The sequence below is a fragment of the Streptomyces sp. SudanB182_2057 genome (assembly GCF_964272715.1).
GTDB lineage: Bacteria > Actinomycetota > Actinomycetes > Streptomycetales > Streptomycetaceae > Streptomyces > Streptomyces rubradiris.
The window spans coordinates 4,447,714-4,460,534 of record NZ_OZ186798.1 but is presented as its reverse complement, the minus strand read 5'-3'; the positions used below and the strand labels follow the sequence as shown (position 1 = coordinate 4,460,534).

The following is a 12,821-nucleotide window of genomic DNA, read 5'->3' as shown; positions in this document are numbered from 1 at the left end:
CGAGGCCGACAGGCCGGATCCCGAGGACACGCGGGTGTAGTTCAGTAGCAGAACATCCCCCTTCCAGGGGGAAGGCGCAGTGTGCAATTCCTGTCACCCGCTCCGCACCGCCGACACGACCACTGCCGTGGATCAGGTAGGCTGGTGCTCGCACCGCTCGGTGAGAGCCGATCGGGAGCACTGCGGACGTAGCTCAGTTGGTAGAGCGCAACCTTGCCAAGGTTGAGGTCGCGAGTTCGAGCCTCGTCGTCCGCTCGGGAATGAGACCCCGGTCCACCGGACCGGGGTCTTTTCGTGCTCCGGTTCGGTGCTGACATTTGTCATGTGCCGGGATGACATCGCGCACTGCCGGACGGCACGCGCCACCGGGACGCTGGTGTCATGGACATCGACGGACACGAGCACGTGATCGAGGTCACCGACCTCAGACGCGTCTACGGGGGCGGGTTCGAAGCCGTGCGCGGAATCAGCTTCTCCGTGGCCCGCGGGGAGATCTTCGCCCTGCTGGGCACCAACGGCGCCGGGAAGACCTCGACGGTCGAACTGCTGGAGGGGCTGGCCGCACCGGCCGGCGGCCGGATCCGGGTGCTCGGCCACGACCCCCACCGCGAGCTGGCCGCCGTACGGCCCCGCACCGGCGTGATGCTCCAGGAGGGCGGCTTCCCCGCCGAGCTGATCGTCGCGGAGACCGCCCGGATGTGGGCCGGCTGCACCACCGGGGCCCGGCCCGAGGCCGAGGTGCTGGAACGGGTGGGGCTCGCGGACAAGCACGGCGTACGGGTCAAGCAGCTGTCCGGCGGGGAGCGCCGGCGCCTCGACCTGGCACTCGCCCTGCTCGGCGACCCGGAGGTGCTCTTCCTCGACGAGCCGACCACCGGACTCGACGCCGAGGGCCGCCGGGACACCTGGGCACTGGTGCGCGAACTGCGCGACCAGGGCACCACCGTGCTGCTCACCACGCACTACCTGGAGGAGGCCGAGAAGCTGGCCGACCGGCTCGCCATCCTGCACGAGGGCCGGATCGCGGCCTCCGGCACACCGGCCGAGGTCACCGCCGACCGTCCCTCCCGGATGTCCTTCGAACTGCCCCCGGGCTACCTCCCCGGCGATCTGCCGCCGCTCGCCGCCCTCGGCGTCTGCGACCACGAGTACGACGGCCGGACCGTCCGGCTGCGCACCCGCGAACTCCAGCGGACTGCCACCGCCGTCCTCGCCTGGGCCGAGCGGTCCGGGGTCCAACTGCGCGCGCTGGACGTGCGCTCGGCCTCGCTGGAGGAGGCCTTCCTCGGGATCGCCCGGGAGCGGGAGGAGGTGGCCGCCGCATGAGCACGGCCCTCATCGCGCCCTCCGTGCGCCGGCTGCGGGCGCTGACCCGGGCCGAGCTGACCCTGCTCGGCCGCAACCGCGGGGTCGTGCTCACCGCGCTCGTCGTGCCGCTCGCGCTGCCGTTCAGCGTGCGGCCGGCCCTGGACCGCCTGGACCTGGAGAAGCAGGGCATCAGCGTCGGCGCGGCCATGCTCACCGCCGGGATCGGCTTCTCGTTCCTCTTCGCCGTCTACAGCGCGCTCGTCAACGCCTACGTGGCCCGCCGCGAGGAACTCGTCCTGAAGCGGCTGCGCACCGGCGAGTTGTCCGACATCGAGATCCTCACCGGCACCGCCCTGCCCACCATGACCGTGGGCCTCGCGCAGTCACTGGTGCTGTGCGCCGGGTGCGCGGCGCTGCTGGACGCCGGGGCCCCCGAGGCGCCGTACCTGACCCTGCTGGGCCTGGTGGCCGGGCTGGTGCTGAGCGCCGCGCTGGCCGCGCTCACCGCCTCCGTCACCCGGAGCGTGGAGAGCGGTCAGGTCACCGCGCTGCCCTTGGTGTTCGGCTCGATGATCGGCTCGGGGATCATGGTCCCCACCGAGGTCATGCCGGAACCGCTCGCCTCCGTCTGCGAGCTGCTCCCGCTGTCCCCCGCGATCCGGCTCGTCCGGGGCGGCTGGACCGGCCAGTTGAGCGCCTACGAGGCACTGGGCGCGCTCGCGACCGCGCTGGCCTGGACCGTGGTGGCGGTGGTCGCGGTACGACGGTGGTTCCGGTGGGAGCCCCGGCGCTGAGGAACGGGGGCGTGTGGTGGGGCCGATACGGCGGTGGCAGCAGCGGCACTGGCGGGAGCGCGGCAAGGCGGACCGGGTGGAGCTGTCCACGGTGGTCACCTGGTACGTCACCACCTGGTTCTTCACCCTGAGCTGGCTGATGCTGCCGCTGACCGCCCCCCTCGTCCGCGGCCGGCCCGCGGCCCTCCTCCTGGGCATCCCGCTGATCCTGGTGGCCGCCCTCCAGTGCGCCGCCGCGAACCGGCTCACCCGGCCCGCCCTCGACCACTACCTGGGGCGTTCCCGGCTGCCGGCCGGCGCGCACCGGGTCCCGGCCGTCCTGCTGGGCCTCGCGGTGGCACTGATCGTGGTGCTCGCCGCGGTGCACGGGACCGACCGGGGGTCGCTCCGGCTGGCGCTCGGTGCCGTCATGCTGCCGTTCGGGCTGCTGTACGGCCTCACCGTCCCGGTACGGGCCTTCCTGCGCGGCGCGGGCGTGCTCTCGGTACTGCTCGTGGCCGCCCTCGGGCTCGCCGACCGGTCCGCCTCCGGACTGCTCGCGACCGCTCTGGTCACCGGCTTCATGGCGCTGTTCGCGTTGCTGACCTGCCGGTGCGGGGCCTGGACGCTGTCCGTGCTGTGGGAGACGGAGCACGCCCGTGAGGTTCAGGCCCGGCTCGCCGTCGCCGAGGAGCGGCTGCGGTTCGGCCGGGACCTGCACGATGTCCTGGGCCGGAACCTGTCGGTGATCTCCCTCAAGAGCGAGCTGGCCGTGCAACTGGCCCGGCGCGGGCGGCCGGAGGCGGTGGAGCAGATGATCGAGGTGCAGCGGATCGCGCAGGAGACCCAGCGGGAGGTGCGGGCCGTCGTGCGCGGCTACCGGGAGGCCGACCTCGGCGCCGAACTCGCCGGGGCGCAGGGCGTGCTGGCGGCGGCCGGGATCGACTGCGAGGTCCGCGCGGAGACCGGGGGGCTGCCCGCCGAGGTGCGGTCCGCGCTCGGTTGGGTGGTGCGCGAGGCGGCCACCAACGTGCTGCGGCACGGGGACGCGCGCCGGTGTCAGGTGGGGCTGACGGTGCGTGAGGGGCGGGCGGTGCTGACGGTGGAGAACGACGGAGCCGGGGCGGCGGGCGGCGGCGGGGGCGGCGGCTCGGGGCTGGCCGGGCTGCGGGAGCGGCTGGCCGCCGTGGGCGGGACCTTGGAGGCGGGCCACGCCGGTTCGGGCCGGGACCGGTTCCGGCTGGTCGCGGACATACCCCTGACCACTGTGAGAGGAGTCACCTCGTGAGCGCACCGGTACGGCTGTTGCTGGCCGACGACGAGCATCTGATCCGGGGCGCCCTGGCCGCGCTGCTGTCCCTGGAGGACGACCTGCTGGTCGTCGCGGAGGCGGCGAGCGGGCCCGAGGCGCTGGCCATGGCGCGGGCGCACGCCCCCGACGTCGCCGTGCTGGATCTGCAGATGCCGGGCGCCGACGGTGTGAAGGTCGCCACATCCCTGCGCGCCGAACTGCCCGGCTGCCGGGTGCTGATCGTCACCGGGCACGGCCGGCCCGGGCATCTGAAGCGGGCGCTCGCGGCCGGTGTGCGCGGGTTCGTCCCGAAGACCGTCAGCGCCCAGCGGCTCGCCGAGATCATCCGGACCGTGCACGCGGGAAACCGGTACGTCGACCCGGAGTTGGCCGCCGACGCGATCTCCGCCGGGGACTCCCCGCTGACCGCGCGGGAGGCCGAGGTGCTGGAGCTGGCCGCCGACGGGGCGCCGGTCGCGGAGATCGCCGAGCGGGCCGCGCTGTCGCCGGGGACCGTGCGGAACTACCTCTCCTCGGCCGTCACCAAGCTCGGCGCCGAGAACCGTCATGCGGCGGTGCGTCTCGCACGGGAGCGAGGTTGGGTATAGTTGCTCTCGCGCCACGGCGCAACGCGGACGTAGCTCAGTTGGTAGAGCGCAACCTTGCCAAGGTTGAGGTCGCGAGTTCGAGCCTCGTCGTCCGCTCCATGAAGAAGCCCCCGGTTCCCACCGGGGGCTTTTCCCATGCCCCCGGCTCCCGCCGGGGGTTTCCGGCTACGACCAGGCGGTGCCGGTCAGGCGCTCGTACGCCTCCACGTACTTCTGCCGGGTCGCGGTCACGACCTCCTCGGGCAGCGGCGGCGGGGGCTGCTCGCTGCGGCGGTCCCAGCCGGACGCCGGCGAGGTCAGCCAGTCGCGCACGAACTGCTTGTCGTACGACGGCTGGGCGCGGCCCGGCTGCCAGGTGTCGGCCGGCCAGAAGCGGGAGGAGTCCGGGGTGAGGACCTCGTCGGCGAGGACGAGGGTGTCGCCGTCGAAGCCGAACTCGAACTTGGTGTCGGCCAGGATGATCCCCCGGTCCCGGGCGATGTCCCGGGCCCGCGCGTACACGGCGAGCGTGGCCTGGCGCAGCTGGGCGGCGGTCTCCGCGCCGACCTGCCGGGCCACCTCCTCGTAGGAGACGTTCTCGTCGTGCTCGCCGACCTCGGCCTTGGTGGCCGGGGTGAAGATCGGGGCGGGCAGCTCGGAGCCGTCGACGAGGCCTTCGGGGAGGGCGAGGCCGCAGACCGTACGGGACTCCTGGTACTCGGCGAGGCCGGAGCCGGTGAGGTAGCCGCGGGCCACGCACTCCACCGGGACCATCTTCAGGGACTTGCACACCAGCGTCCGGCCCGCCCAGTCGGCCGGGGCACCCTCGGGCACGTCGGTGCCGATGACGTGGTTCGCGGCGAGGTCGCGGAGCTGGTCGAACCACCACAGGGAGAGCTGGGTGAGGACCCGGCCCTTGTCGGGGATCTCGGTGGGCAGCACCCAGTCGTAGGCGGACATACGGTCGCTGGCGACCATCACGAGGTCGCCCGCCTCGTTCTGGTACAGGTCCCGCACCTTTCCGGTGTGCAGGTGCACCAGGCCCGGAACCTCGATCGGCTCGGGCTTTTCTACGAATCCGGACACGGTTCCTCCCCGTGGCTCTGTCCAATGCCCCGATTCTCCCGTACGGGGCCGACCGTTCGCGCCCGGGGGTCAGTCGCGTTTGCAGATGCGGTCCAGCAGGTTCGCCGTGGCCCGCTGGATCCGGGTGTCCACGTGGCCGGGACGGTCCAGGGCCGGGGACCAGGCGAAGGTTCCGGAGGCGAACACCCAGGCGCCGGAGGGGGCTCGGTAGAGGGACGTCTCCTGGTGCCGGCGGACGCCGTCGGCGTCGGTGTAGGGGGAGTGGGCCAGCAGGATCCGGCCGTCGTGCTCGGGCAGCGCGGTGCGCGGGAAGTAGCGGTCCGCCTCGCCGGCGACCAGGCCCTTGATCTCGTCGCCCTCGTGCGCGCCGGTCGCCTCCCACAGCCAGTGGCCGCCGTTGCGCACGATCAGCGGGTGCGGCTCGGGCACCCGGCCCGCGTACTGGATGCCGATCAGTTCCTGTTCGGGCCGGTCGATCTCCCGCCAGAGCACCGGCCGTCCCGGGCCCTTGCGCTTGCGGCAGGTCAGCAGCCGGTCCGGGACGCCGGACGGGGAGGGCGCCAGCTCGACCTGCCAGTACATGGTGTTGGCGGAGAGGAAGACCAGCGAGGTGCCCCGGTCCCGGGCGTCCTCGACGGCCCGGCGCATCGGCACCGACCAGTACTCGTCGTGGCCCGGGAAGACCAGGCCCCGGTAGCGGGTGGGGTCGATCCGGCCGGCGTGCAGGTCGCGGGCGTCGGCGTAGGCGAGGTCGTAGCCGTAGCGCTCGGCCCAGCGGATGAAGTCGTAGGCGTGGCCGACGTGCAGGGGCAGGCCCGCGCCCGCGTACGGCCGGTCGAAGGAGACCGTGGTGGCGGCGTCGGCCTCGCCGAGGAGGCGGCCGTCCTCGCCCCAGGCGTGGTAGAGGCTGGCGCCGGTGTGGCCGTCCTCGGGGTAGAGGTTGTACGCCTGCCAGGTGACGTCGGGCAGCAGCAGGAGCAGGTCGGCGGGGTGGCTGTCGCGGACCGTGAAGGGCACGTGGGAGCGGTAGCCGTCGCGCGTGGTCAGGACGGCCACATAGGCGCCGATGCTCCAGTAGGAGGGCACCTGGAGCCGCCAGGACAGCCACCAGTGGTGGCAGGAGACCGTGCGGTCGGCGGTCAGCGGCGGGGGCTGGACGATGCCGGAGAGCCGGGGGCTGGTGGTGATCTTCGCCGCGCCGTCGCCGCCGTAGTGGCCGATGCGGTAGATGTCCACGACGAACTCCTGCGGCGGGTCGACCGTGATGTGGAAGTCGATCGCCTCGCCGGGCGCGACGGCGCCGGTGGAGGTGAAGCCCTTGATCTGGAGGTGCACGTCGTCGGCGGAGCGGGGCCCGGTGGCGGAGGCGCGGGCGGCCGGGGCGCGGCGGCCGGTCCCCTTGACCGCCTGCGGGCAGGCGTCGACGTACCAGGGCATCACCTTGCCGAAGTCGTCGATGTACGGCTCACTGCCGCGCAGCCAGGGCACCGGGCCCTGGCCGAAGGGGTCCGTGACGCCATGGGCGAGTGCTCCGGACTCCCAGCGGCGAATGCGGTCCGAGGCCATGGTCGCTCCCCTCCCTCGTCCCCCCGTGTCCGGGCTCGCTGTGCGGTGGCTCCGCCGCGTCCGGCCGCGCTGTCGTATGTCGCGCGCCATTGCCAAAGGCGTGGTCGGTCCCAGCACATCACATTACGCACGGGGCCGGTCACTACTCGTTGCGAATTGACCTGAAGTGGAAGACGCCTTTCCGTTACGGGAGTGACCGACGGGGGTAAGGCGCCGGCCCCCCGGGACCGGGCGCCGACGGCCTGACGGGCACGCCCGGCTACGGCCTTAGCAGCGGCGTCATACCAGCCGTACGGGCTTCTCGGGGCGTATGCCGAAGGCGGTCAGCCAGTCGCGCAGCGGGCCCGGGTCCCCGTCCTCGATCAGGGTGAGCACCTTGGGCGCGAGGTCGGCGGCCCGTTCGCCGCCCAGCAGCAGGGAGGGGCCGTCCAGCCAGTCCAGGGCGGGGACCGCGCCGGCGGTGTCCACGGCCGCGCAGCACACCATCGCCGTGACGTGGTCGGCGAGCAGCTCACGGGCGGTGCGGTGGGGCTGGAGCGGGAAGGGGGGCAGGCCGGGGTCGCCGGGGGCCCAGGCCACGCTGTCGGGGCCCTGGTGGGCGGTGGAGGCGCCGGTACGCGCCCGCTGGGCCCCGGCCTCCTCGCGGGCCAGCTCGGCGGTGAGCCGGGCGGCCAGGGCGACGCTGCGGTCGGTGCCGGGCTCCGCCTCGGCCTCGCCGTCGGCGTCCATGTCGCGTTCACCCACACCACCCGCGCGAGTGACGTCCTCGGACGGGGGTGGCCCCTGCGAGGAGTACCCGTCGCCGTCGGCGCGCGGAGTGGGCATCGCCGGGGCCTGCCGAAGAGGCTCGAGCGGGTGGGCGGCCTCGGCCGGGGTCGCATCGGCGGTGGCGAGGTGGTCCAGGACCCGGGCCAGGGTGGGGCCGCCCGGGTCGGGGGTGCCGGGATGGCGGGAGGGGCGTACGCCCAGCGCGTCCAGGACCCGGTGCAGGCGGGCCGCGTCGACGCGCCAGGTGCGGTCCACGACCTCCTCCGGATACGCCTGCCAGTCCACCGGCGCCCACTCGGAACACGGCTTCGCGGGGCCGCCGTGGAAGAGGCGGGCGGCGAGCAGGGACGCGGCCTCGTCCACCGCGCCGGGCTCCTCCAGCAGATCGCAGGCCGGGCGCTCGCCGAGCCGGGAGGTGAAGCCCTCGGCCAGCCGGTCGCGGCGGGACAGCTCGGTGAGCGCCGCCACCACGCCCGCGTCCAGCCGGGACGGCCACCGGCCCATGCGCCAGGCGGGCAGCGCGACTCTGGTCAGCAGCCGGTCCCAGCCGGCGTAGGCGAGTCCGACCTGCTCCTGGGCGACGATCCGCAGGCCGTAGTCGACCGCTTGGGCGCGCTCGGCGGCCGCCGCCGCGACCCCGCGCTCCATCTGCGTCGCGTGCTCCCGGCAGCCGCGCAGCAGCAGCCGCGCCACCCAGCCGACGGCCGCCCACAGCCCGCGGGCCGGTGGACAGCGGCCGGGTGCCGAGGCGACGGCCACGGCCGCGTCCAGCCCGCGCACGAAGCGGCGGGCGGCCGCTATGTCCGGGTGCGCCGAGGGTCCCGTGCCCGCGATGACCGGGGCGAGGACCGCGCGCAGCTCGCCGACGCGCATCCACCACAGGAAGGGCGAGCCGATGACGAGGACCGGCGGGGTCGGGGTGCGGGGACGGGACGGGACCGGCGGCCGGCCGGGTGCCGGGCGCGGCGGGCCGTGCGCCGAGTGCGCCCGGTCCTCCAGCCAGCTGTCGCAGTCCGGGGTGAGCGCTATGGCCGACGGGGCCGGTACCTCCAGGCGGTCGGCCAGGTCACGCACCATCCGGTACAGATCCGGGGCGGATTCCTCCGGGATCGGCACCGTGGGGCTGATGGCGGGGCGGGCCCGGGCCACGACCAGGCCGACACCGGCCGCTGCCAGCAGCACCAGCACCGCCGGGACGCCCACGGCCCAGCGGGCGGCGTCCCAGCCCCGGCCGACGAGATGGCCGGTGGAGGCGCCGGTCAGCAGGATCACCGCGGCGCCCGCGGGCAGCACCGCCACGGCCAGCGCCCGGCTCCGGACCCGCAGCACGGCGAGGGCCCGGGAGCGCGCGGCCTGCGCGCCCGCCTCCACACCGATTCCGGTCACGTGCCGATCTCGCCCCCTCCCTGCCGCTCGCGTGCTGCCCTGGTGTTGGTCACTCCCCCACTGTGGCACCCGCCACTGACATCGCAATGCCGGTGGGCCAAGTGCCGGAACGCTTGCGCGGCACCCTAGTTGGGGCCTGGTCCCCCGTCAGCCGGATAGCTGATTGCTCACTCGATGGAATGGCTTTGGTCAGAGCTGGGTGACAGACAGCAAAGATCAGGCCCCGGATTGTCGATCCGGGGCCTGAAGGGCATACGTGCAGGTCAAGGGCTGTCCTGGCTCAGGCGCCCGGGGTCTGTGCCGCCTTCGCCGCGATGTCGGTGCGGTACTGCGAGCCGTCCAGGCCGATCCGGTCCACCGCCCGGTAGGCCCGCTCGCGCGCCTCGGACAGGTCCGTGCCGGTGGCCGTGACGGACAGCACGCGTCCGCCGGCGCTGACGACCGCGTCGCCCTGGTGCTTCGTACCGGCGTGAAGTACGTACGCGTGCGGGGCGTCCTCGGCGGCCACCGCGTCCAGCCCGGTGATCGGGTCGCCGGTGCGGGGGGTGCCGGGGTAGTTGTGCGAGGCGACGACGACGGTGACGGCCGCGTCCTCGCTCCAGCGCAGCGGCGCCAGGTCGGCCAGGTTGCCGGTGGCGGCGGCCATCAGCACGCCGGCCAGCGGCGTCTTCAGGCGGGCCAGCACGACCTGGGTCTCCGGGTCGCCGAAGCGGGCGTTGAACTCGATGACCCGGATCCCGCGCGAGGTGATCGCGAGGCCGGCGTAGAGCAGCCCGGAGAACGGCGTACCGCGGCGGTGCATCTCGTCCACCGTCGGCTGGAGCACGGTCCGCAGCACCTCGTCGACCAGCTTCGGGTCGGCCCACGGCAGCGGCGAGTACGCGCCCATGCCGCCGGTGTTGGGGCCCTCGTCGCCGTCTAGGGCGCGCTTGAAGTCCTGGGCGGGCTGGAGCGGTACGACGGTCTCGCCGTCGGTGATGGCGAAGAGGGACACCTCGGGGCCGTCCAGGAACTCCTCGATCACCACCCGGTCGCACCCGGCGGCGTGCGCCTTGGCTGCCTCGAGGTCGGAGGTGACGACCACGCCCTTGCCGGCGGCGAGTCCGTCGTCCTTGACGACGTAGGGGGGACCGAAGGCGTCCAGTGCCTCGGCGACCTCCTCGGCGCCGGTGCAGACGTAGGAGCGGGCGGTGGGCACCCCGGCCGCCGCCATGACGTCCTTGGCGAACGCCTTGGACCCCTCGATCCGGGCGGCCTCCCCGGAGGGGCCGAACACCGGGATGCCGGCCGCGCGGACGGCGTCGGCCACACCGGCGACCAGCGGGGCCTCCGGGCCGACGACGACCAGCTCGGCACCGAGGCGGGCGGCCAGTCCGGCCACGGCGGCACCGTCGAGCGCGTCGACCTGGTGCAGCTCGGCCACCTCGGCGATGCCGGCGTTGCCGGGGGCGCAGTACAGCGCGGTGACGTCGGGGTCGAGGGACAGGGAGCGGCACAGGGCGTGTTCGCGGGCGCCGCCGCCGATGACGAGGACCTTCACGGGGCTCAGCCTAATGGCAAGGTCACCGAAGGCCGGTCGGCGGGTTTCTCGGAGGTTTCTCCAAAAGGGGGGTGGGCGACCCGGCCGTCGGTGGGCTACTCGTTGGTGAACTCCTCCACCACCGTCGCGCCCAGCTCGCGCACGATCAGTTCGTGGCCGGAGAGGGCCGACTCGTCCAGATCCGGGTCGTCGTCCTCGGGGATGTCGTCCTCGGGGGCGACGGGCGGCGGTTCGGGAGCGGCGGCCGGCTGGGGCGCCGGTGCGGGCGCGGGCGCGGCCGGAGCGCTGTTCCGGGTGGCGGCGGGAGCCTGCGCGGCGGCCTGGGGAGCCGCCGGGCGGGGCGCGGCGGGTGCGCCGTAGCCACCAGCGGGAGCGCTGCCGTAGCCACCGGCGGGGGAGCCGCCGTAGCCGGGCGCGCCGCCCGGGGCCTGCGGGGCGCCGCCGCCGGACGGGTCGACGACCGCCTCGATCTTCCACTGCACGTTGAACTGCTCGGCCAGCGCCTGGCGCAGGACGTCCTCGCTGCCGCTGCTAGCGAAGTTGTCACGGGCGCCGGCGTTGACGAAGCCGAGCTGGAGGGTGGTGCCGTCGAAGCCGGTCACCTGGGCGTTCTGGCTGAGCAGGATCCAGGTGAAGCGGCGGCGGTTCTTGACAGCCTCCAGGACGTTCGGCCAGAGCGCGCGGGGGTCGAGCCCACCGGTGGGGGCGGGCGCCGGGGCCTGCGGTGCGGGCGCGGGAGCGGGAGCGGGAGCCGGACGGCCCGGCTGCTGCTGAGGTTGCTGCGGCTGGCCGGCGCCCTGTCCCTGGCCCTGGCCTGTCCGCCCGCTCGCCGGAGCGGCGGCCGTGGGCCAGCCACCGGGACGCCGGCCACCGCCGACGGGGGCCGCGGTGGGCCAGGCGCCGGGGGCGGGAGCGGCCGGGGGCTGGGCCGCGGGCGCGGGTGCTTCCGCTTCCGGGGCGGCGGGGGCCGGGGCAGGAACGGGCGCCGCTGCCGCCGGGGCGGCGACGGCCTCGACGGGGACGGGAGCGGCGGTGCCCGCCGGGACACCGGGAGTACCGGGAGTACCGGGGGCACCGGTAGCACCGGGCGCACCGGGGGCACCGGGACCACCACCCGCACCAGGCCCCGCCGGAGCTCCCGCACCCTCCGGAGCCCCACCTGCGGCCCGCACAGCCGCGCGGGCCGCTGCGGGCCCTCCACCGGGCGGCACGGACAAGGCACCCGCACCCGCGCCGACGCCCGCGCCCATGCCCGCTGCCGCCACGGCGCCGCCGTGGGCCTCGGGGCCCGGGACGTAGCCCATGGCGGGCGCGCCGCCCCCGCCCGAGAAGCCGATGCCGCGCTCCAGGCGGTCGAGGCGGGCCATGACGGCCCGCTCGTCGCCGTAGGCGGCGGGGAGCAGGACGCGGGCGCAGATCAGTTCGAGCTGGAGGCGGGGCGAGGTGGCGCCGCGCATCTCGGTCAGGCCCTCGTTGACCAGGTCGGCGGCGCGGCTCAGCTCGGCGGCGCCGAACGTCTCGGCCTGGGCCCGCATCCGCTCCAGCACGTCGGCCGGGGCGTCGATGAGGCCCTTCTCCACGGCGTCCGGCACGGCGGCGAGGATCACCAGGTCGCGCAGCCGCTCCAGCAGGTCGGCGACGAAGCGGCGCGGGTCGTTGCCGCCCTCGATGACCCGGTCCACGACCTCGAAGGCGGCGGCCCCGTCACCGGTGGCGAATGCCTCCACGACGGAGTCGAGCAGGGAGCCGTCGGTGTAGCCGAGGAGGGAGGTCGCCATGGCATACGTCACACCGTCCTCGCCCGCGCCGGCGAGGAGCTGGTCCATGACGGACATGGAGTCACGCACGGAACCGGCGCCGGCGCGCACGACGAGCGGCAGCACGCCGTCATCGACCGGGATGTCCTCCTTCTGGCACACCTCGCCCAGGTACTCGCGCAGGGTGCCCGGGGGGACGAGCCGGAACGGGTAGTGGTGGGTCCGCGACCGGATGGTGCCGATGACCTTCTCGGGCTCGGTGGTCGCGAAGATGAACTTCAGGTGCTCCGGCGGCTCCTCGACGACCTTCAGCAGCGCGTTGAAGCCGGCCGACGTGACCATGTGGGCCTCGTCGATGATGTAGATCTTGTAGCGGCTGCTCGCGGGGCCGAAGAATGCCTTCTCGCGCAGCTCACGGGCGTCGTCCACACCACCGTGAGAGGCCGCGTCGATCTCGATGACGTCGATGGACCCCGGTCCGTTCCGGGCGAGGTCGCGGCACGACTGGCACTCCCCGCAGGGGGTCGGCGTGGGACCTTGCTCACAGTTCAGACAGCGGGCGAGGATGCGCGCGCTGGTCGTCTTGCCGCATCCGCGGGGGCCGCTGAACAGGTACGCGTGATTGACCCGGTTGTTCCGCAGCGCCTGCTGCAGCGGGTCGGTTACATGCTCCTGCCCGATGACCTCCGCAAAGGTCTCCGGGCGGTAGCGGCGGTACAGCGCGAGAGACGACACGCATACGAGGTTAATGGGGCGCAC

9 protein-coding genes and 3 tRNA genes are annotated in these 12,821 nt (G+C 74.3%); 7 read left to right on the top strand and 5 right to left on the bottom strand.

Annotated elements, in window-relative coordinates:
- Window positions 1-30 precede the first annotated feature (30 nt).
- The 7 genes from ACSURM_RS19485 (at window position 31) to ACSURM_RS19455 (ending at window position 4,079) form a co-directional block, all read left to right on the top strand.
- A tRNA-Gly gene (locus ACSURM_RS19485) sits at window positions 31-102 on the top strand.
- A gap of 80 nt (window positions 103-182) precedes the next feature.
- Window positions 183-255: transfer RNA gene (locus tag ACSURM_RS19480), tRNA-Gly, on the top strand.
- Between the two features lie 126 nt (window positions 256-381).
- Window positions 382-1,326: an ABC transporter ATP-binding protein gene (locus ACSURM_RS19475; RefSeq protein ID WP_436956633.1), complete on the top strand. Its 945-nt coding sequence runs from the start codon at window positions 382-384 to the stop codon at window positions 1,324-1,326.
- Entirely contained in the window at window positions 1,323-2,102 is a 780-nt protein-coding gene (locus ACSURM_RS19470; protein ID WP_436956631.1) for an ABC transporter permease, read from the top strand. The genes ACSURM_RS19475 and ACSURM_RS19470 overlap by 4 nt, the downstream gene beginning before the upstream one ends.
- Window positions 2,103-2,115: 13 nt before the next feature.
- Window positions 2,116-3,369: a sensor histidine kinase gene (locus ACSURM_RS19465; protein WP_436956629.1), complete on the top strand. Its 1,254-nt coding sequence runs from the start codon at window positions 2,116-2,118 to the stop codon at window positions 3,367-3,369.
- Window positions 3,366-3,980 carry a response regulator transcription factor gene (locus ACSURM_RS19460; protein ID WP_030792512.1) on the top strand — a complete coding sequence of 205 codons (615 nt, stop codon included), beginning with the start codon at window positions 3,366-3,368 and terminating at the stop codon, window positions 3,978-3,980. The genes ACSURM_RS19465 and ACSURM_RS19460 overlap by 4 nt, the downstream gene beginning before the upstream one ends.
- Window positions 3,981-4,003: 23 nt before the next feature.
- Window positions 4,004-4,079: transfer RNA gene (locus tag ACSURM_RS19455), tRNA-Gly, on the top strand.
- 66 nt (window positions 4,080-4,145) lie between these two features.
- On the opposite strand, the gene ACSURM_RS19450 is transcribed toward ACSURM_RS19455, so the two are convergent.
- The 5 genes from ACSURM_RS19450 to ACSURM_RS19430 all read right to left on the bottom strand — a co-directional run bounded on the left by ACSURM_RS19450 (window position 4,146) and on the right by ACSURM_RS19430 (window position 12,797).
- On the bottom strand, window positions 4,146-5,045 hold the full coding sequence (locus ACSURM_RS19450; RefSeq protein WP_436956626.1) for a phosphoribosylaminoimidazolesuccinocarboxamide synthase: 900 nt from the start codon (window positions 5,043-5,045) through the stop codon (window positions 4,146-4,148).
- Between the two features lie 69 nt (window positions 5,046-5,114).
- Window positions 5,115-6,611, bottom strand: a complete 1,497-nt coding sequence (locus ACSURM_RS19445) for a N,N-dimethylformamidase beta subunit family domain-containing protein (RefSeq protein WP_436956625.1) — start codon at window positions 6,609-6,611, stop codon at window positions 5,115-5,117.
- 279 nt (window positions 6,612-6,890) lie between these two features.
- Complete coding sequence (locus ACSURM_RS19440; protein WP_436956624.1) at window positions 6,891-8,765, bottom strand: hypothetical protein; 1,875 nt, start codon at window positions 8,763-8,765, stop codon at window positions 6,891-6,893.
- A 280-nt stretch (window positions 8,766-9,045) separates the two neighbouring features.
- On the bottom strand, window positions 9,046-10,305 hold the full coding sequence (gene purD, locus ACSURM_RS19435) for a phosphoribosylamine--glycine ligase (protein WP_436956623.1): 1,260 nt from the start codon (window positions 10,303-10,305) through the stop codon (window positions 9,046-9,048).
- Between the two features lie 95 nt (window positions 10,306-10,400).
- Window positions 10,401-12,797, bottom strand: a complete 2,397-nt coding sequence (locus ACSURM_RS19430; protein WP_436956622.1) for a DNA polymerase III subunit gamma and tau — start codon at window positions 12,795-12,797, stop codon at window positions 10,401-10,403.
- Window positions 12,798-12,821: the final 24 nt, after the last annotated feature.

Coding starts and splice junctions, on each gene's coding strand:
- ACSURM_RS19475 (WP_436956633.1), top strand. CDS start 382: ATGGACATCGACGGACACGAGCACGTGATCGAGGTCACCGACCTCAGA.
- ACSURM_RS19470 (WP_436956631.1), top strand. CDS start 1,323: ATGAGCACGGCCCTCATCGCGCCCTCCGTGCGCCGGCTGCGGGCGCTG.
- ACSURM_RS19445 (WP_436956625.1), bottom strand. CDS start 6,611: ATGGCCTCGGACCGCATTCGCCGCTGGGAGTCCGGAGCACTCGCCCAT.